General features: G+C 63.1%; 15 protein-coding genes and 2 riboswitches. Of the genes, 14 read left to right on the forward strand and 1 reads right to left on the reverse strand.

The genetic code is table 11. The features are described from left to right. Window positions 1-189, reverse strand: a complete 189-nt coding sequence (locus BLT00_RS01015) for a CbtB domain-containing protein (RefSeq protein WP_092145605.1) — start codon at window positions 187-189, stop codon at window positions 1-3. Window positions 190-288: 99 nt separating this feature from the next. Next, window positions 289-512: riboswitch (cobalamin riboswitch) on the reverse strand. A 198-nt stretch (window positions 513-710) separates the two neighbouring features. Next, a riboswitch (cobalamin riboswitch) is annotated at window positions 711-927 on the forward strand. 97 nt (window positions 928-1024) lie between these two features. Between BLT00_RS01015 and cobW the strand changes: the two genes are divergently transcribed. The 14 genes from cobW (at window position 1025) to BLT00_RS01085 (ending at window position 15103) form a co-directional block, all read left to right on the forward strand. Further along, entirely contained in the window at window positions 1025-2089 is a 1065-nt protein-coding gene (cobW, locus tag BLT00_RS01020; RefSeq protein WP_092145606.1) for a cobalamin biosynthesis protein CobW, read from the forward strand. 3 nt (window positions 2090-2092) lie between these two features. Then, window positions 2093-5866 (forward strand): cobaltochelatase subunit CobN, encoded by a 3774-nt coding sequence (cobN, locus tag BLT00_RS01025; protein WP_092145608.1) that lies wholly within the window; start codon window positions 2093-2095, stop codon window positions 5864-5866. Between the two features lie 174 nt (window positions 5867-6040). After that, window positions 6041-7039, forward strand: coding sequence for a magnesium chelatase ATPase subunit I (locus BLT00_RS01030; protein ID WP_092145610.1), 999 nt, complete (start codon window positions 6041-6043; stop codon window positions 7037-7039). 53 nt (window positions 7040-7092) lie between these two features. After that, complete coding sequence (locus BLT00_RS01035) at window positions 7093-7704, forward strand: vWA domain-containing protein (RefSeq protein WP_256571518.1); 612 nt, start codon at window positions 7093-7095, stop codon at window positions 7702-7704. Window positions 7705-7757: 53 nt separating this feature from the next. Then, window positions 7758-9404 carry a phospholipase D-like domain-containing protein gene (locus BLT00_RS01040; RefSeq protein ID WP_092145612.1) on the forward strand — a complete coding sequence of 549 codons (1647 nt, stop codon included), beginning with the start codon at window positions 7758-7760 and terminating at the stop codon, window positions 9402-9404. 66 nt (window positions 9405-9470) lie between these two features. After that, window positions 9471-9719 (forward strand): type II toxin-antitoxin system Phd/YefM family antitoxin, encoded by a 249-nt coding sequence (locus BLT00_RS01045; protein ID WP_063321995.1) that lies wholly within the window; start codon window positions 9471-9473, stop codon window positions 9717-9719. Continuing rightward, window positions 9709-9990: a type II toxin-antitoxin system RelE family toxin gene (locus BLT00_RS01050; protein ID WP_092145614.1), complete on the forward strand. Its 282-nt coding sequence runs from the start codon at window positions 9709-9711 to the stop codon at window positions 9988-9990. Before BLT00_RS01045 ends, BLT00_RS01050 begins: the two co-directional genes overlap by 11 nt. Window positions 9991-10068: 78 nt before the next feature. Further along, complete coding sequence (locus BLT00_RS01055) at window positions 10069-10410, forward strand: YdcA family protein (RefSeq protein ID WP_092145616.1); 342 nt, start codon at window positions 10069-10071, stop codon at window positions 10408-10410. A 322-nt stretch (window positions 10411-10732) separates the two neighbouring features. Continuing rightward, on the forward strand, window positions 10733-11581 hold the full coding sequence (locus BLT00_RS01060) for a transporter substrate-binding domain-containing protein (RefSeq protein WP_092145618.1): 849 nt from the start codon (window positions 10733-10735) through the stop codon (window positions 11579-11581). A gap of 54 nt (window positions 11582-11635) precedes the next feature. Continuing rightward, window positions 11636-12298 (forward strand): amino acid ABC transporter permease, encoded by a 663-nt coding sequence (locus BLT00_RS01065; protein ID WP_018608019.1) that lies wholly within the window; start codon window positions 11636-11638, stop codon window positions 12296-12298. A 9-nt stretch (window positions 12299-12307) separates the two neighbouring features. Next, window positions 12308-12970: an amino acid ABC transporter permease gene (locus tag BLT00_RS01070; protein WP_028236639.1), complete on the forward strand. Its 663-nt coding sequence runs from the start codon at window positions 12308-12310 to the stop codon at window positions 12968-12970. Further along, window positions 12967-13758, forward strand: coding sequence for an amino acid ABC transporter ATP-binding protein (locus BLT00_RS01075; RefSeq protein ID WP_092145620.1), 792 nt, complete (start codon window positions 12967-12969; stop codon window positions 13756-13758). Before BLT00_RS01070 ends, BLT00_RS01075 begins: the two co-directional genes overlap by 4 nt. Window positions 13759-13783: 25 nt before the next feature. Further along, window positions 13784-14173 (forward strand): RidA family protein, encoded by a 390-nt coding sequence (locus BLT00_RS01080; protein WP_092145622.1) that lies wholly within the window; start codon window positions 13784-13786, stop codon window positions 14171-14173. 165 nt (window positions 14174-14338) lie between these two features. Then, window positions 14339-15103 (forward strand): IclR family transcriptional regulator, encoded by a 765-nt coding sequence (locus BLT00_RS01085; protein WP_092145624.1) that lies wholly within the window; start codon window positions 14339-14341, stop codon window positions 15101-15103. Window positions 15104-15130: the final 27 nt, after the last annotated feature.

Raw genomic sequence — 15130 nt, forward strand, 5'->3', positions numbered from 1 at the left:
TCAATGGCAAGGGAATGCGGCGCTGTGACGGGTATCGTGGGCGGCGTTGTGGACCGCTTCGATGTGAGAGAACCCGGCAAAATAGACCAGGCTCGCACCCAGGATCGAAGCGAAGATCGCGGCGCTCAGGCGTTGGCTCAGGGTGGTGGTGCTACTGGCGGTGCGGGCGGTGCTGCTGATGGTCGACATGGCGCTTCCCTCTGTTCTTGTTCAGTGGGTGATTCGAGCGCAATGAAACCCCAGGCGAAGGCCCGCCAGGATTCGAACAGCGCCCGCCCACCGCGGGTTGTTGGTGCATGAGTCATGGGCCGGTCTCCGGGCTCGCGAGGGGCGGGGCTTGCGCCTGGCCTGCAAGCGTCACCTTCCCATGTCCTGGGACACAGTGGTTCAGACGCTTCGCTCGCTTACCGTTGCGGGGGCAGCACCGGACTGACGTGGCCTTGGAGTAAAGCGCACGATTCACCGGTTTCCCGTTTCACCCTGTGAAGGGCACCCGTAACTAGGCGCACAGGAGAGCATGGGGAGGGGCGGGGCGTCAATGTACAAGGGCCGACGAGCGGGCTGTTGTGGCGAGGGAGCTTGCTCCCGCTGGGCAGCGCAGCGGCCCCCGGCTCTTTACGGTCGCTGCGCAACCGAGCGGGAGCAAGCTCCCTCGCCACAACAGCATCCTGCATCTTACTTGCGGAGATTGACCCGCCCCCACACCCTGCGTAGCCTTGCGCCTTCGAGGTTCTTCGGCACGTGCCGGAGCTAAGAAGGGAACGCGGTCCAAGCCGCGGCTGCCCCCGCAACTGTGAACGGTGCTGTTTCTGCAAGGCCACTGTGCATGCCCTTATTTAAACGGGCGCACGGGAAGGCGCAGCAATTGCCAGTCGAAAGATTGGCCCGCCGTCAGCCAGGAGACCTGCCTCGACACAGATTCTCACTACAACCGGGCGGGGTGATCCGGTGGCGAAATCTTCCGCGCGCGCCTGTGCCAGCGGTTGTCGTCCCGTTTGCCCGCCACCTTGCCAAAGGGCATCCGATGAAAACACTGGCCAAACTCCCCGTCACCATCGTCACCGGCTTCCTCGGCTCGGGTAAGACCACCTTGCTGCGGCACATGCTCGACAACGCCCAGGGCCGGCGTATCGCCGTGATCGTCAACGAGTTCGGCGAACTGGGCATCGACGGTGAGATCCTCAAGCAGTGCTCCATCGGTTGCACCGAAGAAGAAGCCAACGGCCGCGTCTACGAACTGGCCAACGGCTGCCTGTGCTGCACGGTGCAGGAAGAATTCTTCCCGGTGATGCGCGAACTGGTGGCCCGGCGTGGCGACCTCGACCATATCCTCATCGAAACCTCCGGCCTGGCCCTGCCCAAGCCGCTGGTCCAGGCCTTCCAATGGCCGGAAATCCGCAGTGCCTGCACCGTCGACGCAGTGATCACCGTGGTCGACAGTCCGGCCGTGGCCGCGGGCACCTTTGCCGCGTTCCCCGACCAGGTCGATGCCATGCGCAAACTCGATCCGAACCTGGACCACGAATCGCCGCTGCACGAACTGTTCGCCGACCAGTTGGCGAGCGCCGACCTGGTGATCCTCAACAAGGCTGACCTGATCAGCCCTGAAGACCTGGCCAAGGTTCGCCTGGAAGTCGCCGAAGAGCTACCGCCGGCGGTCAAGGTCATCGAGGCCAGCAGCGGTCGCCTGCCGCTGGACGTACTGATTGGCCTGGGCGCCGGTTCCGAAGAACACATCGACGGCCGCCACAGCCATCACGATCACCACCATGACGGCGACGATGACGACCACGATCATGACGCCTTCGATTCTATCTCCATCGAGCTGCCCCAGGCCGACGAAAGCCTGTTGCTCGACGCGCTGACGCAACTGGTGGTCCAGCACGGCGTACTGCGGGTCAAGGGTTTCGCGGCGATTCCGAACAAGCCGATGCGCCTTTTGATCCAGGGCGTCGGGACGCGTTTCGACAAGCATTTCGACCGCCAATGGGGCGCTGAGGAAGCGCGGGTCACCCGCCTGGTGCTGATCGGCCAAGCGCTCGACGCCGCGCTGCTCGAAGCGCAGTTGCGCGCCGCCCTCGGCGCCTAAGCCATGCACCTGCTCAGGACCCAGCCCGGCGGTTTCGTGTCGGATGACAACATTGCCGACCTGGGGCAAACCCCCGCCGAGCTGGTGATCCTGTGCAGCGGCGATTCCAGCCTGGCGCTGCTGGCCGAAGCGGCAAAGCAGTTGCCGGGCGATTATCCGCAGTTTCGCCTCGCCAACCCGATGCAGGTGCAGAACCATGCCTCGGTGGATCTGTATTTCGAAGACGTGCTGCGCCACGCCAAGGTCATCCTGTTGTCGCTGCACGGCGGCATCGGCTATTGGCGCTACGGCATCGAGCGCCTGATGGAACTGGCCGGGCGCGGGGTGAAGCTGATCCTGGTGCCGGGGGATGATCGTCCGGACCCGGAACTCAGCGACCTGAGCAACGTGCCCTTCGAGGACCGCGATCGGCTCTGGCAGTTCTTGCGCCAGGGCGGGCTGGGCAATGCCCTGGACCTGTTTCACAACCTGGGTAGCCAATGGTTCGGCCGCGATTATCCGTGGGCCGAACCGCAAGTCCTGCCACGCACGGCCATCTATCACCCGGGAAAGACCAACGCCAGCCTCGACGATTGGCAAGCCGACTGGCAGGCCGGACAACCGGTGGCGGCGGTGCTGTTTTATCGCTCTCACTTGCAAGCGGCGAACACCGCGTTCATCGACGTGTTTTGTCAGCGCCTGCAAGCGGCGGGGCTCAATCCGTTGCCGATTGCCGTGGCGAGCCTCAAGGAGCCCGGTTGCCTGGCGCTGGTCGAAGACTGGCTGGACGCGGTGGAGGCCGGGGTGATCCTCAATACCACCGGCTTCGCCCAATCCAGCCCGGAAGCGCCGCACCTGCGACCGTTCCGTCGCAACATTGCGGTGATCCAGGCGATCTGCGCCCAGGACAACGAACCGGGCTGGCGTGCAAGCGAGCAGGGCCTGGGCCCGCGAGACCTGGCGATGCACATTGCCTTGCCGGAGCTGGACGGGCGGATCATCAGCCGCCCGATCAGCTTCAAGGACCTGGCCTGGCGCAGCGAGCGCAGCCAGAGCGACGTGGTCTGTTATCGGGCTGTGCCTGAACGCATGGATTTTGTCGCCGAGCTGGCGCGGCGCTGGACAACATTGGCGCGTTTGCCCAACGCAGAAAAACGTGTGGCGTTGATCCTCGCCAACTACCCGACCCGGGATGGGCGCATCGGCAATGGCGTCGGCCTGGACACCCCGGCAGCGGCGTTGAATATCCTGCGGGCCATGCAGGCCGAGGGGTATCCGCTGCCGCCTGATTTGCCTGGGAGCGGTACCGCGTTGATCCAGCAGTTGCTCGGTGGTGTCAGCAACGACCTGGACAGCCTCGACCTGCGGCCATGTCACCAGAGCCTGGCCCTCGATGCCTATCAGGCCATGTTCGACGCGCTGCCCGAGGCCAATCGCCAAGCGGTGCTGGAGAGCTGGGGCGCGCCCGAGAACGATCCGATGTTCCGTGACGGCCGCCTGATGGTCGCCGGCCTGCGCCTGGGCCTGACGTTCGTCGGTATCCAGCCGGCCCGGGGTTATCAGGTCGATCCGAGTGCGGTGTACCACGACCCGGACCTGGTGCCGCCCCACGGTTACCTGGCGTTTTATTTCTGGTTGCGCAACACCTACGGCGTGCACGGGGTGATTCACGTTGGCAAGCACGGCAACCTTGAGTGGCTGCCGGGCAAGGGCGTCGGGCTCTCGGAGAGCTGCTGGCCGGACGCGCTGCTGGGGCCGCTACCGAACATCTATCCGTTCATCGTCAACGACCCGGGTGAGGGCGCCCAGGCCAAGCGTCGCACCCAGGCGGTAATCATCGACCACTTGATGCCGCCCCTGACCCGGGCCGAAACCTACGGACCGCTGCGCAACCTCGAGTTGTTGGCCGACGAATACTACGAGGCGCAATTGCTCGATCCGCGCCGTGCCCGGGAGCTGCAACGGGACATCCTCAACCTGGTGCGCGAGACGCATATCGACCGCGAACTGCAACTCGATGCCGGGCTCGACAGCGACGCCGATGCGGCGATCTGGCTGCCGCGCCTGGACACTTACCTGTGCGACTTGAAGGAGTCGCAGATCCGCGACGGCCTGCATATTTTTGGCGAGTCGCCCAGCGGACGGCTGCGCATCGACACCTTGCTGGCGTTGCTGCGCATTCCCCGGGGCGACGGCAAGGGCGCGCAGTCGAGTCTGTTGCGGGCGCTGGCCACGGCGTTCGGGCTGGGTTTCGATCCGCTGGATTGTGCCTTGGCCGAGCCCTGGACCGGCGAGTGTCCCGAGGCGTTGCGCCGGGTCAGCGCCGAGCCTTGGCGCACCGCCGGCGATACGCGCGAGCGCCTGGAATTGTTCGCCGCGCAGTTGATCGAGCAAGCACTGGACGGTGGGGTCGAGCAGCTCAATGCGCCGGGCTGGGAGACGGTGGCCGGCATCATCGAAAACCTGCGCTCCGTCGTGGCCCCGCGCCTGGACGCCTGCGGTCCGGCGGAAATCCGCGGCCTGCTCGATGCCTTGAACGGGCGCTTCGTGCCGGCCGGCCCCAGCGGCGCGCCGAGTCGCGGACGCCTGGATGTGTTGCCCACCGGACGCAATTTCTTCTCGGTGGACGTGCGCAACCTGCCGACCACCACGGCGTGGCGCATCGGTTTCCAATCAGCGAACCTGATCCTTGAACGGCACCTGCAGGACCACGGCGATCACCTGCGCCAGCTCGGCCTGTCGGTGTGGGGCACCGCCACCATGCGCACCGGTGGCGATGATATTGCCCAGGCCATGGCGCTGATGGGCGTGCGTCCGGTGTGGGCCACGGGCAGCCAGCGGGTCGATGATTTCGAGATCCTGCCGTTGAGCTTGCTGGACCGGCCTCGGGTCGATGTCACGCTGCGGGTGTCCGGGTTCTTCCGGGACGCCTTTGCCAACCTGATCCGCTTGTTCGATGCCGCCGTGCAGGCCGTCGCCGCCCTTGATGAGCCGGACGACCTGAACCCCTTGGCGGCCAAGGTCCGCGGCGAATGCGAGGCCTTGTTGGCGTCGGGCCTGGAGCCGGAAGCGGCGGCGCGCCAGGCCGGCTGGCGGATCTTCGGCGCCAAGCCCGGGGCCTATGGCGCGGGCGTGCAGGGCGCGATTGATGGGCGCTTGTGGCAGAGCCGCGAGGATCTGGCCGAGGTATACCTGAACTGGGGCGGTTACGCCTACGGCGCCAGCGATGAAGGCACTGCCGCCCGGGGGCAGTTCTCCCGACGTCTGAGCCAGGTGCAAGCGGTGCTGCAGAACCAGGACAACCGCGAGCATGACCTGCTCGATTCCAATGATTACTACCAGTTCCAGGGCGGCATGCTGGCGGCGGTCGAGACTCTCGGTGGAGTCGCGGCGGCCAGTTACCATGGCGACCACAGCCAGCCAGACTTGCCCAAGATCCGCACCCTGAAAGAAGAGCTCAACCGCGTCATCCGTTCCCGCGCAGCGAATCCGAAGTGGATCGACGGCGTGAAGCGTCACGGCTATAAAGGCGCGTTCGAACTGGCGGCGACGGTGGACAACCTGTTCGCCTTCGACGCCACCACCCGGTTGATCGACGATCACCAGTACGCCTTGCTGGCCGATGCCTACCTGCTCGACCCGGACACCCGGGATTTCGTCCGCCAGCACAACCCCGACGCCCTGCGGGACATGACCGAGCGCATGCTCGAAGCGCAGCAGCGGGGGATGTGGCAGGCGCCGGGGGAGTACCGCGAGGCGTTGGAGAATTTGTTGTTGGACATTGAAGAGGATGGTTGAAATGAGGACAACAGGCGCGCACTTGTGGCGAGGGAGCTTGCTCCCGCTCGGCTGCGCAGCAGTCGTCGTTCTGGAAGGGCACTGGGACCCCAGGTTCTGGGGGCCGCTTCGCGCCCCAGCGGGAGCAAGCTCCCTCGCCACAGGGGAACCTCGCACATTCATGAGACCTTCAGCATGACTCACACTCCCCATTTCCCGCTCTCCGCCGTGGTCGGCGCCGATGACCTGAAACTGGCCCTGTGCCTGGCCGCGATCGATCCGAAAATCGGCGGTGTGCTGATTGAAGGCCCGCGGGGCATGGCCAAGTCCACCTTGGCCCGGGGCCTGGCGGACTTGCTGGCCAGCGGTCAGTTCGTCACCTTGCCCCTCGGTGCTACCGAAGAGCGGCTGGTGGGCACCCTGGACCTGGACGCAGCGCTGGGGGAGGGTCGCGCGCAGTTTTCTCCCGGCGTGTTGGCCAAGGCCGACGGTGGCGTGTTGTACGTCGATGAAGTGAACCTGCTGCCCGATCATCTGGTGGACCTGCTGTTGGACGTGGCCGCCAGCGGCACCAACCTGATCGAGCGTGACGGCATTTCCCATCGGCATCCGGCGCGCTTTGTGCTGATCGGCACCATGAATCCGGAAGAAGGCGAACTGCGCCCGCAGTTGCTCGATCGGTTCGGTTTGAACGTGGCCCTCGACGGTCACACCGCGCCGACTGAGCGTGGGCAGATCATTCGCCGGCGGTTGGATTTCGACAGTGATCCGGCGGCGTTCTGTGCGCAGTGGGAGAGCGCTCAACAGCAGTTGCGTGACCGTTGCCAACAGGCGCGCAACCGGTTGGCCGGGATTGCCCTGGATGATGCCGCGCTGGCGCAGATCACCGAGCGCTGCTTTGCCGCCGGTGTCGATGGCTTGCGCGCCGACCTGGTCTGGCTGCGGGCGGCCCGGGCCCATGCCGCGTGGCGCGGGGCCGATGCCATCGCGGATGAAGACATCGATGCGGTCGCCGAGTTTGCCTTGCGGCACCGGCGGCGCGGGCATTCGGCACCGGCACCGTCCCAGGCGCCGACCGGCGCGGAAAAAACTGCTGAACCCAACGAAGGCCAAGGCCAGTGGGGTGATCTGCCGGCCCGGGCATTGCCGACCGGTGCCCGGCGTGACGTGCCGAGCTGGCCAAAAAAGCCCTAGGCATTCGCCCTCGTTCAACGGCGGGGGCGAATGCCAGACCCCGTGCAGGACAGTTGGAGCAAGGACGCCAGGGCCGCAGCAAAGCCGCGGCCAGCGGTGCGGTGAACTGGCCCGGGACGTTGCTCCATGGCCGACCGCGCCTGCGTGAGGACCTGCGCTGGCACGGTCGTCATCGGTCGCCCCATGAGCTGTGGCTGGTCATCGTCGATGCGTCGGCTTCGACCCGGCGTCATCGCGCCTTGAGTGACGGCAAGGGCCTGCTGGCGCAGTTGTTCGACGACGCCTACCGACAACGCGCGCGCTTGGCGCTGTTGACGGCCAGCGGCACGCTCCCCAATTGGCAGGTGCAAGGGCTCAAGGCCTCGGCGGGCCTGCGCGCCTGGCTCGATGGGTTGGGTGCCGGTGGCGGAACGCCGTTGCTGGCGGCGCTGAACGAGGCCGGGCGCTGGCTGGTGGCGCGCCGCAAGCGCTACCCGGCGGAGCAGCAACGGGTGTTGGTGATGACCGACGGACGAGTCAAGGAGGGGCTTTCACCGCCGCTTCTCGATTGCCCATGCCTGTTGATCGACATCGAGAGAGGCCCGATCCGCCTGGGCCGGGCCCGGCAGTTGGCGGGGCAGTTGCAGGCTGAGTATTGGCATATTGACGAAGAGTCACCTGGCTGAGGTAAGCATTGATTGCTGCACTATGCTCAGGCAGCCCCTCACAGGAGTGAACCATGCGCGTACTCGTCACCAACGCCCAGGACGATTTTCGGGTCAAGGCCTATGCCGGCACCAACGGCGTACTGCTCGCCATGGATCTGGCCGAACCCCGGCGCAAGGGCTTGCTGGGCTTTGCCATCGAGAAGCAGCAGGGCGACAAACCCTGGCTGTTCCTGTTCAACAGCCTGACCTTCCCCGACAAGGCCCACACGTTTCCCCAGTTCCACGCCACCCCCAGCGACAAGGCGCCGTTGCAGAAATTTCGCTGGGCCGACTACGCCGTCAACCCCGGTGTGACGATCCACTACCGCGTGCACCTGGCTTATGGCAGTCCCGACGCGCCACAGCTGGGGGAATCCCTGGCCGTCACGGTCACCAGCGACGACGGTCAGCCAATCAACCAGCGAGTGATCTTCAATCGGGCCGTGGCCGCCAGCCAGGCGTTCCAGCGCAAGTTTCCCGACGTGGACGCTTTGATTAGCGCCAACAAAAACCTGTCCATCGATGACTGGCCCGATGCCCCGCGCCGTTGGTTGGAAAATGGCTTGCTGGGGCGCTTGACCGGTTTCATCGACCGGGCGCTGGATGCCCACTGGGCCCTGGACGTCGCCATCTATGAATACGAATTGCCGGTGATCGTCGACGCGGTCAACGCCGCTCACGTGCGCGGCGCACAAGTTCGCGTGCTTTACCACGCCGAGCCAGGCGACGACACCACGCTGCGCAACGAAGCCAACCTGGAAAAATTGCCGGCGGCCAACAAGCGTGGGCGGGTCACCCATAACATTTTCCACGACAAGTTCATTGTGTTGAGCAAGGTCGATGGCGGCGGTGCGTTACAACCGGAGGCGGTGTTGTGCGGCAGTACCAACTTCACCGCCAACGGCGTCTACCGCCAGGCCAATGTGGTCCATGTGCTGGACGATCCGCGGGTGAGCGACAGCTATCGCCAGGTGTTCGAGCAGATCTGGGCCGTACCGCAGGACGTCGGGACCACCCGTGAGTGGATCAATCAGAACAATCCCATGGTCCCGGAGGAACAGTTGTTCATCGGTTTTTCGCCACGCACAGGAGAGGGCGACCTGGACCGCTTCGTCGACATCATCAACGCGGCCCGAAAGGACCTGTTGTTCGTCACCGCATTCGTCTTGCCCGACCGGATTCTTGACGCCGTGCTCGGCCAACCCAATGACGACGTGCTGCGCTACGGCCTGCAAAACACCAAGAGCCGCATCACCGGCTTCCATGCCGACCGCACCGCTGAATTCGCCGCCACCGCACTGCTCAACACCGGCCTGGAAGGCTGGCTCAAGGAAAACATGAAAGGCCAGAAGGGCAACCTGCTGGTGCACACCAAGGCCATCGTCACCGACTTCACCAGCGACACGCCGACCATCATCAGCGGCAGCCACAACCTCAGCGCTGCCGCCAGCAGCGGCAACGACGAGAACTACCTGATCATCCAGGGCGACACCGACCTGGCCGACCGCTACGGATTGGAATTGCTGCGTTTCTATGAGCATTACCGCTTTCGCTACTTTGCGAAAAAACTCGCCCTCAAGCAGGTCAAGCCACTGGCGGTGGATGACAGCTGGAGTGATGACTATTACCGCGAGGGGGATTTGCGGATGTTGTCCAGGGTGAGGTTTTGCGGGCGCTGAGCAGTGGCAAGGGGTGTTTTAGAGTGCTATTTTTAGCGCTATTAAGAGTACTCAAGGACTCGTTTCATGACACATATCGTGCTTTCCCAAGTAGTCGCCAGCATTTCTGAACTCAAGAAAAACCCAATGGGCACCGTTGCTGCCGGTGGAGGATTATCTGTAGCGATCCTCAATCGTAATGAGCCCGCGTTCTATTGCGTCCCTGCCAGGGAATATGAAGCCATGATGGACCGGCTTGAGGACATGGAGTTGGCTGCTCTTTGCCGCGAGCGTGAAAACGATCCAACGATCAAGGTTTCTCTCGATGACCTATGAGTTGGAATTTTCCGATAAGGCATGGAAGGAATGGCAGAAATTGGGGGCAACACTCAGGGAGCAATTCAAAAAAAAGCTTGAAGAGCGACTGGTGAATCCACATGTCCAAGCGGACCGTCTCACCGGGTTGGGCAACGCTTATAAAATAAAGCTGCGCAGTGCGGGTTATCGATTGGTTTACCGCGTGGTAGATGATGTGTTGGTCGTCACGGTGATTGCAGTGGGTAAGCGTGAGCGCGGCCAGGTTTATGACGAGGCAGCCAGGCGGTGATGGCCAAATTTTCCCGATAGCGTTTGTGGAATTCTTTCCAGTGCTAGCATAGAGCCATCTATCAGCCAGGAAGCTGCCATGAACTGCTGTCACGGAACGTCCGCTTTACTTCGCACCTGTGTCGCGATCCTGTTGTTGGTCCTGGGCACTTCGGCCCTTGCCGCCAATCAACCTTGTTCCGGGCGCAAGGGCGGGATCGCCGGGTGTGATGGCGATACCTTCCTCTGCAACGACGGCTCGATCAGTGCTTCGAAGAAGTCCTGTTCCGCTGTGCTGGGGCTTCGCAACGAGGCCCGGCCGCAGTCGTTGCTCAAGTCCGCCGACGGTTGCCAGTGCGGCAGTGGCAATTACTGTGTCGGCCCCCGGGGCGGGGTCTATTGCCTCACACCTGGCGGCAGCAAGAGCTACAAGCGCAAATAGCCCAGGTACACCGCCGAACAATGGTGGGAGCAAGCTCGCTCCCACAGGGTATCCATTTACAACTCCAGCGTGGCTCCGTTTCGGTGCGCCGGGTACCCGGTTTGGGGCCTTGTTACCCGTGCCTCGTAGCCAACGGTAGCAACACCCTTCGAATGCGGACGCTGCTGCCCGCAGGTCTGTTTTTCCCATCTCCCTGATTTCCCTGACTTTCCATTTTTCTCACCCATGCGCTCCAAGCCTGTGGCACACTTTCTGCTGTCTATTCCGTTGTTACATACCATATTCCGGTATAGCGGAATAAACTCAATCTGGAGTGCTTGCCATGCAACGCCGACCTTCCTTGTTCAAAGCGTGTGTTTTTCTCTTCGCGGCCACGACGGCTGCACTGGGTGTCGCCCAGGCGGCCGACAGCAAGCTGGATAGCGTGCTGCAGCGGGGGAAATTGATCGTGGGCACGGGCAGTACCAATGCGCCGTGGCACTTCCAGGGAGCGGATGGCAAGTTGCAGGGCTTTGATATCGATATCGCGCGGATGGTCGCCAAAGGCCTGTTCAACGACCCGGAGAAGGTCGAGTTCGTGGTGCAGTCTTCCGATGCGCGCATCCCCAACCTGTTGACCGACAAAGTCGACATGAGCTGCCAGTTCATCACCGTCACCGCCAGCCGCGCCCAGCAAGTGGCGTTCACCTTGCCGTACTACCGCGAAGGCGTGGGCCTGCTGCTGCCGGCCAACAGCAAGTACAAGGAAATCGAAGACCTCAAGGCAGCGGGCGATGACGTCACCGTGGCGGTGCTGCAGAACGTCTACGCCGAGGAGCTGGTGCATCAGGCATTGCCCAAGGCCAAGGTCGACCAGTACGACAGCGTTGACCTGATGTACCAAGCGGTGAACTCCGGCCGCGCCGATGCCGCCGCCACCGACCAGTCCTCGGTCAAATACCTGATGGTGCAGAACCCCGGCCGTTATCGCAGCCCGGCCTACGCCTGGAGCCCACAAACCTACGCCTGTGCGGTCAAGCGCGGCGACCAGGACTGGCTGAACTTCGTCAACACGACCTTGCATGAAGCCATGACCGGCGTGGAATTCCCCACCTACGCCGCATCGTTCAAGCAGTGGTTCGGTGTGGACCTGCCGTCGCCAGCGATTGGTTTCCCTGTTGAATTCAAATGACCCTGTGAGCCCGGGGCGCCCCTTGCGGGCGCTTCGTCGAAGGTACTGCCGACCATGAATTATCAGTTGAACTTTGCCGCCGTCTGGCGCGATTTCGACACGCTGCTGGCGGGGCTTGGCCTGGGGCTTTCCCTGGCGCTGGTGTCGATCGCCATCGGTTGCGTGATCGGCCTGGCGATGGCGTTTGCGCTGCTGAGCAAGCATCGGGTCCTGCGGGTGCTGGCGTCGGTGTATGTCACGGTGATCCGCAATACACCGATCCTGGTGTTGATCCTGCTGATCTACTTTGCCTTGCCGAGCCTGGGCATCCGCCTGGACAAGCTGCCGTCGTTCGTCATCACCCTCTCGCTGTACGCCGGGGCCTACCTGACCGAAGTGTTTCGCGGCGGACTGTTGAGCATTCACAAGGGACAGCGTGAAGCGGGGCTGGCCATCGGTCTTGGCGAGTGGCAGGTGAAGGCCTACGTCACCGTGCCGGTGATGCTGCGCAACGTGTTGCCGGCCTTGTCGAACAACTTCATTTCGCTGTTCAAGGACACCTCCCTGGCGGCGGCGATTGCCGTGCCGGAGCTGACCTATTACGCCCGCAAGATCAACGTGGAGAGCTACCGGGTGATCGAAACCTGGCTGGTGACCACGGCCCTGTATGTCGCGGCCTGTTACCTCATTGCCATGGTGCTGCGGTATTTCGAGCAACGCCTGGCGATTCGCCGTTAGGAGTCTCCCATGTACGAATCACCCAGTTGGTTGCATGAGTTATGGGTCGCCCGGGACACCCTGTGGGCCGGTTTCCTGACCAGTGTGCAGTGTTCGCTGTTGGCGATTGTGTTGGGCACGCTGATCGGTCTGGTGGCCGGCCTGGTGCTGACCTATGGCCGGACCTGGATGCGCGCGCCGTTTCGCTTCTACGTCGACCTGATCCGCGGCACGCCGGTGTTCGTGCTGGTGCTGGCCTGCTTCTACATGGCCCCGGCCCTGGGCTGGCAGATCGGCGCGTTCCAGGCCGGCGTGCTGGGCTTGACGCTGTTCTGCGGCTCCCACGTGGCCGAGATCGTGCGCGGGGCCTTGCAGGCCTTGCCCCGTGGGCAGATGGAGGCGAGCCAGGCCATCGGCCTGACGTTTTACCAGTCGCTGGGCTATGTGCTGTTGCCCCAGGCCTTGCGGCAAATCTTGCCGACCTGGGTCAATTCCTCCACCGAGATCGTCAAGGCCTCGACCCTGCTGTCGGTGATCGGCGTCGCCGAATTGCTGCTCAGCACCCAGCAGATCATCGCCCGGACCTTCATGACCCTGGAGTTTTACCTGTTCGCCGGGTTTCTCTTTTTCATCATCAATTACGCCATCGAATTGCTCGGACGGCACATTGAAAAGCGGGTGGCCTTGCCATGACTGATATTTCGACTCCTTCCAACACCCAACCGCTGTTGGACATTCGCGGCCTGCGCAAACAATACGGCCCGCTGGAAGTGCTCAAGGGCGTGGACCTGAGCATGCAGCGCGGCAACGTGGTCACGCTGATCGGCTCCAGCGGTTCGGGCAAGACCACGCTGCTGCGCTGCGTGAACATGCTCGAGGAATTCCAGGGCGGGCAGATCATGCTCGACGGCGAGTCCATCGGTTACGACGACATCGACGGCAAGCGTGTGCGCCACGCCGAAAAAGTCATCGCCCGGCACCGTGCGATGACCGGCATGGCCTTCCAGCAATTCAACCTGTTCCCGCATTTGACCGCGTTGCAGAACGTCACCCTGGGCCTGCTCAAGGTGAAAAAACTGCCCAAGGATGAAGCGGTGGCCCTGGCCGAGAAATGGCTGGAGCGGGTGGGCTTGTTGGAGCGGCGCGATCACTTTCCCGGCCAGTTGTCTGGCGGTCAGCAGCAGCGCGTGGCGATTGCCCGGGCGATTGCGATGAACCCCAGCCTGATGCTGTTCGACGAAGTGACTTCGGCCCTGGACCCGGAGCTGGTCGGCGAGGTGCTGAACGTGATCAAGGGCCTGGCCGAAGACGGCATGACCATGCTGCTGGTGACCCACGAAATGCGCTTTGCCTTCGAGGTCTCCGACAAGATCGTGTTCATGAATCAGGGCCGCATCGAAGAGCAAGGGCCACCGAAGGAATTGTTCGAACGGCCACAGTCGCCACGCCTGGCGGAATTCCTCAAGAACACCCGTTTTTAATTTTATTCAGTAAGGAGAAACACCCATGAGCATTACGCGCTACGGCACCGGCAGCTCCGCAGGCGGCGGTCAGCCACGGCCATTCGCCCGCGCCGTGGAAGCCGATGGCTGGCTGCACGTGTCCGGCCAGGTGCCGGCGGTGAACGGCGAGATCATTGTCGGCGGGATCGTCGAGCAGACCCACCAGACCATGAAGAACCTGATCGCGATTCTCCAAGAGGCCGGTTACGACCTCAAGGACGTGGTGCGCTGCGGCGTGTGGTTGGATGACCCGCGGGATTTCTGGAGTTTCAACAAAGTATTCAGCGAGTACTTCAGCCCGGAACACGCCCCGGCCCGGGCCTGTGTGCAGGCGAGCATGATGGTCGATTGCAAGGTCGAGATCGATTGTGTGGCCTACAAGAAAAAAGGGTGAACAGGATATTCTGGCGAATTCGCTTTTGTGGCGAGGGAGCTTGCTCCCGCTCGGCTGCGCAGCAGTCGCAAGAAATTGGGCCTGCTGCGCAGGCCAGCGGGAGCAAGCTCCCTCGCCACAATAAAGATACATGCGACTATGAGTGAAACTTCAGGAACCGAAGACATGACCGAAGACACCATCAAACGCCGGGCCCGAGGATTGGATAGGGCGTTCGATATCCTCGACTTCCTCAAGGAAATCGGCCAGCCGCTGCGCCCGAACGATATTGCCAGCGGCATCGGCAGCCCCAAGTCCACGGTCTATGAACTGGTGGCGTCGCTGCTGGAGCGGCACATCCTCGAGCCGGTGGGCAAGGACGGTCACGTCTACCTGGGCCGCCAGCTGTATTTTCTCGGGCAGGCACACCTGCGGCATTTCGACCTGAGCCGCGAGGCTGACCAGGCCTTGCAGGAGATCGTGCGCCAGACCCGGGAAACGGCGCAGATGTGCCTGCTCAACGGGCGCAAATACACCGTCGCGCTGATGAAGGAAGGCGAGCGGCATTTTCGCATTTCATCGGACATCGGGGAAAATGCGCCAATCCCGTGGACGGCGTCCGGGCGTCTGCTGCTGGCGCATTTGAGTGACCAGCAGATCGTCGACCTGATCGACCCTGACGACTTCATTTTGCCGGACGGCGATCGCCTGCCCCTGGAGCAATTCCTCAAGGAAATCCGCCAGGCCGGCATCGATGGTTTTTTCTCCTTCGACAGTGTCGCCGACACCTTCACCCACTGCTTTGCCGCACCGGTCAAAAACCCCGACGGCGTGGCCATCGCCACCCTGTGCATCGTCGCCCCACGGGCCGACGCCAAGAACAATTACGCCGACTACCGCCGGGTGCTGATCGAAAGCGCCAACAACCTGGCCCGGCGCATCAATGAATAGATAACCGCGGCTGCGAGCGGTCGCGTG

This window comes from Pseudomonas sp. NFACC51 (assembly GCF_900103575.1).
GTDB classification, from domain to species: Bacteria; Pseudomonadota; Gammaproteobacteria; order Pseudomonadales; family Pseudomonadaceae; genus Aquipseudomonas; species Aquipseudomonas fluorescens_Q.

Excerpts from the sequence above, each read along its gene's own strand:
- BLT00_RS01050 (WP_092145614.1), top strand. The coding sequence starts at position 9,709 with ATGACCTATGAGTTGGAATTTTCCGATAAGGCATGGAAGGAATGGCAG.
- BLT00_RS01070 (WP_028236639.1), top strand. The coding sequence starts at position 12,308 with ATGTACGAATCACCCAGTTGGTTGCATGAGTTATGGGTCGCCCGGGAC.
- BLT00_RS01045 (WP_063321995.1), top strand. The coding sequence starts at position 9,471 with ATGACACATATCGTGCTTTCCCAAGTAGTCGCCAGCATTTCTGAACTC.
- BLT00_RS01085 (WP_092145624.1), top strand. The coding sequence starts at position 14,339 with ATGACCGAAGACACCATCAAACGCCGGGCCCGAGGATTGGATAGGGCG.
- BLT00_RS01065 (WP_018608019.1), top strand. The coding sequence starts at position 11,636 with ATGAATTATCAGTTGAACTTTGCCGCCGTCTGGCGCGATTTCGACACG.
- BLT00_RS01040 (WP_092145612.1), top strand. The coding sequence starts at position 7,758 with ATGCGCGTACTCGTCACCAACGCCCAGGACGATTTTCGGGTCAAGGCC.
- BLT00_RS01030 (WP_092145610.1), top strand. The coding sequence starts at position 6,041 with ATGACTCACACTCCCCATTTCCCGCTCTCCGCCGTGGTCGGCGCCGAT.
- BLT00_RS01060 (WP_092145618.1), top strand. The coding sequence starts at position 10,733 with ATGCAACGCCGACCTTCCTTGTTCAAAGCGTGTGTTTTTCTCTTCGCG.
- cobN (WP_092145608.1), top strand. The coding sequence starts at position 2,093 with ATGCACCTGCTCAGGACCCAGCCCGGCGGTTTCGTGTCGGATGACAAC.
- BLT00_RS01080 (WP_092145622.1), top strand. The coding sequence starts at position 13,784 with ATGAGCATTACGCGCTACGGCACCGGCAGCTCCGCAGGCGGCGGTCAG.
- BLT00_RS01075 (WP_092145620.1), top strand. The coding sequence starts at position 12,967 with ATGACTGATATTTCGACTCCTTCCAACACCCAACCGCTGTTGGACATT.
- BLT00_RS01055 (WP_092145616.1), top strand. The coding sequence starts at position 10,069 with ATGAACTGCTGTCACGGAACGTCCGCTTTACTTCGCACCTGTGTCGCG.
- cobW (WP_092145606.1), top strand. The coding sequence starts at position 1,025 with ATGAAAACACTGGCCAAACTCCCCGTCACCATCGTCACCGGCTTCCTC.
- BLT00_RS01015 (WP_092145605.1), bottom strand. The coding sequence starts at position 189 with ATGTCGACCATCAGCAGCACCGCCCGCACCGCCAGTAGCACCACCACC.